5 protein-coding genes are annotated in these 3,972 nt (G+C 38.0%); all 5 read left to right on the forward strand.

Annotation, left to right across the window (positions count from 1 at the left end):
• A partial coding sequence (locus tag AC1DG9_RS24505; RefSeq protein WP_477635415.1) for a hypothetical protein occupies window positions 1–253 on the forward strand: 253 nt, incomplete at its 5' end.
• 173 nt (window positions 254–426) lie between these two features.
• On the forward strand, window positions 427–909 hold the full coding sequence (locus AC1DG9_RS24510) for a hypothetical protein (protein ID WP_172663419.1): 483 nt from the start codon (window positions 427–429) through the stop codon (window positions 907–909).
• An 812-nt stretch (window positions 910–1,721) separates the two neighbouring features.
• Entirely contained in the window at window positions 1,722–2,063 is a 342-nt protein-coding gene (locus AC1DG9_RS24515) for a YciI family protein (protein WP_172663420.1), read from the forward strand.
• On the forward strand, window positions 2,063–3,328 hold the full coding sequence (locus tag AC1DG9_RS24520; RefSeq protein ID WP_477635416.1) for an RNA polymerase sigma factor: 1,266 nt from the start codon (window positions 2,063–2,065) through the stop codon (window positions 3,326–3,328). Before AC1DG9_RS24515 ends, AC1DG9_RS24520 begins: the two co-directional genes overlap by 1 nt.
• A gap of 68 nt (window positions 3,329–3,396) precedes the next feature.
• Window positions 3,397–3,774: a DoxX family protein gene (locus tag AC1DG9_RS24525; protein ID WP_337714952.1), complete on the forward strand. Its 378-nt coding sequence runs from the start codon at window positions 3,397–3,399 to the stop codon at window positions 3,772–3,774.
• The last annotated feature ends 198 nt before the right edge of the window (window positions 3,775–3,972 follow it).

Consider the following 3,972-nt stretch of genomic DNA (forward strand, 5'->3'; position numbering starts at 1 on the left):
CTGTAAGCGGGTTGCTGTTGATGATAACGACCCCAAAGCTTCTTATTGGGAAGGTGAATTTTTCTATTATTATCTTTTTRAAGACGATCGAAAAGAAGAGGAGGTCTCTTTTGATTCACAGGGAAATAGAAAATCCAGATCGGTACACAACACAGAAATTAGATTAACGATGTTCGAAAAGTCTTACATTAAAAAAATGGAAGAACTGGGGATTTATTCGGAGGGATATAAATTTTGGAAAAAAACGTTTTGATGCAAACGAATTCATCAAACATAGGTGAAGATAATTATCATTATAATCAGTAATGCTTTTCTATTTCTCTTATAAACTATATTTTTTGTATTTTGACTTGGTGTCACTTCATGAGCATTAAACGATACCAAAGCAACACCATATAACATCATCCTTAACGAAAACAAATTCATATGAAATTTAAAACATTGTTTTTAACGGCAGCAATTGCAGGAGCATTATCAACAGCGAGCTCCTGCTCAAATTTTGAAAGTGGAAAAAACCGTGAAAAAGGAACGCCAGTCGAATCGTCAAAGACGGCAGTACAAAAAATTTTGGCTGACAAAGAGGCTAACGAAGGCAAACGTTTCTCTATTACCGGCTATCTGAATTATTCGGCAGGAATGACGGTTTATGTTGACAGGCCCCAATCAGTATATGTAAATACAGCACCTGGGGATGAGGGAGAAACGATTACTCCCCTGGAGATGAAGTGGGCACAAAATGGTTATAACAGCGTTTTTGTTCCTGAAAATGCGGGACGTGGATCTGATAAAACGATATTTTATGACAATGAAGGCAAACCACTCACAACGAATGATAAGGTAGAAGTTTCATTTGAAGTTGGGAAAGCGTCAATTTACCCTTTTGAAGTGCGAATAGACAAAATAAAATAATACAAAATTGTGGTTTATAGGGTCTATCCGATATCAATAAATTTAACATTATTATATGCAGGTCAATTATTTTATACTCTTATTTACAGGTCTTTTCTTAATAGGCACATACATCAACTATAGGTACACTCAAAAGAAAGGGATGGTATTCACGTACAAACCTATTGCTTTAATTATTATAGCTGTTTTATTTTTGATTTCATGTTATGGAATTATTGTTGGAAAACCATTTAATGAAATTCTACCTTTTATAGGGTAAAATAATTTTGCGAATTTGTTATTTAAAGTTAACCGTTACCCACGGTGGCCTATCTCCTTTTATAAAATACTGCCAACCCGTACATTCGCCATTGTTGTGGTCTCATACCCCTATAGGTTGACAGTTTTGGAATAAAACCTATTCCAAATGAAAGGAAAGATGCTGGAGCAGTTTAGACGAGTTTAACGAAAACTGGTATTATTATTCATGTATCATAATCAATCGGTAAAAGAAATAGCCAAAAGTTATAAATTGCCGAATACTTCTATTTTGAATAATTGAATTATTGTCAGTTTAAATGCGGAAAGAGTGACCATTATGGTCGAAAAATCCAATTTAGACCGCTTAGAGATTAATCGATTAAGAAATCCTTCCAACATCAAAAAACCCTTAAAAAGACCTGCTGACATAAGGATTCCCAATACATTATAGTCCACAGTAAAAATAAATTCCCTCCTTCCCAGGTAAAAATCTCAAAATTCCTGACAGTTCTTATATATTGTTGTCCTCCTTTTGTAATTTCAATCGTCATCAGCAGAAAAAACAATTAATTATGAAAGAGTTCGCATTAATTTTCAGACTAAACAATACCACAGACTTCAAACCTTCGCCCGAACAAATGCAGGAGAGAATGAACTGGCTTGCCGGCATTGCCTCACAAAACAAACTGGCAGACAAAGGAAATACCCTTTTGCCAACGCTTGCAGGTGCCAAAACAGTCAGACCTAACAATGTGATATCGGACGGGCCTTATACCGAAATCAAGGAATTTATAAGTGGCTACATTGTGATCAGAACCGACACCATTGAAGAAGCTGTAGAAATCGCAAAATCTAATCCCATTTTCAAAATTGGCGGAAACATTGAAGTGAGAGAAGTTTTAAAACGTGATTAATGAAGCCCATCGTAAAATCGTCTGAGGAACTTTTACCGCACCTATTCCGGCAGGAATATGCTAAAATKACGGCAGTATTGTGCCGTCATTTTGGTTTAGCCCATATTGAACTGGCCGAAGATATTGCTAGTGAAACCTTTTTAAAAGCTTCGGAAAACTGGCCCATTAACGGAATACCGCAAAACCCAACGGCCTGGCTTTATACGGTTGCTAAAAACAAGCTCAAAGACTACTTTAAACACACAGCTATTTTTGAATCGCAGGTCAAAAAACAAATCATTGCATCTCCAATTTCAGACCAGCAAGATTTTGAATTCGATCCTAAAATTATAGCAGATAGCCAGCTAGCCATGATCTTTGCAGTATGCAACCCCGGTAATCCAATGGAAAATCAGATCTGTTTAGCCTTGCAAATACTCTGTGGTTTTAGTGTGGGAGAAATTGCAAATGCCTTTCTAACCAAAACCGAAACCATCAAGAAACGCCTGCTAAGGGCGAGAAACCAGCTTCGAAAAGACCATTTTCGAATCAAAGAGCTGAATGAAAAAGAAATCAGACAACGCCTGGAAACCGTATTGCGAACCTTATACCTGCTTTTTAATGAAGGGTATTTTTCAAAAACCAACAATCAGTTGATCAGAAAAGACCTTTGTTCAGAAGCCACCAGACTTGCCCTGGTGCTGACCGATAACCCGCTGACTAAAACCGCTCAAACTTATGCCTTACTTTCTTTAATGTGTTTTCAGAGCTCAAGACTGGAAGCAAGGACAAATCCTGAGGGAGAAGCCATTCTCTTTGAAGACCAGGACAAAAGTTTATGGGACAATGCATTGATAGAAAAGGGCAATTATTATTTAATCCATGCCTGTAGCGGGGCTGAAGTTACAAAATATCACCTGGAAGCGGGTATTGCTTATTGGCACACCACACCAACGGACCAAAAAAAATGGGAGCATATTTTACAGCTATATGATCAGCTCATCCTTATAGAAAATTCACCTGTCACTGCGTTGAACCGGCTGTTCGCGTTGGCCAAAGTCTATGGCAATGAAAAAGCGATAACTGAAGCGGAAAAAGTAAATGACAATCATAGCAATTCTTACCATGCATTGCTGGGCTATTTACATGCAGAGCGCAACATTGATACTGCTATCGAACATTATCAGCAAGCAATCAATCTGACAAAATCCGGCACAGAAAAAAAAACCTTGATAAAGGAGATTAAAAGGTTGACCAAAAAGAAAACACACAATAAGATCATCTGACCCCCTGACCTTGTCCCCATCCGGCCTGCCCGATCGTCATTAGCCCAGATTCACTTAAAACTTAAAAAATGAAAATGAAATCTTTAAACTATTGGCTATATACAGGCCTAATGTCCGCTTTTATGATCTTCGCTGCATGGTATGCCGAGACACATCAGGCAGAGTTTACCAGACGCCTGGGCTTTCCGGCTTACTTTCGGATAGAACTGACCATAGCCAAATTAATCGGTGCCTTAGTACTACTAATACCCCAGGTACCTCAAAGGATCAAAGAATGGGTATATATTGGTTTCTGCATCTGTATGGTCTCTGCTTTTATTGCAAAATGTAATAGCGGTTACGGATTTATTGGAGCCGCACAGCCTGCGTTTTCTTTGATCTTCTACCTGGCACTTATCTTGCTCCTCTATAAGCTACCCAAAAAAGAAACTATCCGGACAGCATAGGAAGCTAAGCGGGATTATTCGATAGGAGGCCACCTATATTCGTATAATGTAACCTCCTAGTACGGCCAGGTTGATCAGTCGATTTCGCTTTGAAAGGGGTAATTTTGAAAGTATTGTACATCTAAAGCACCGAACGCTTAAAAAGGGATATCATTTTCAAGTCTAATTTTACAGGATTGCATTTGCAGTTATAAAAAC

It is taken from the genome of Pedobacter sp. 05L430, assembly GCF_056397585.1.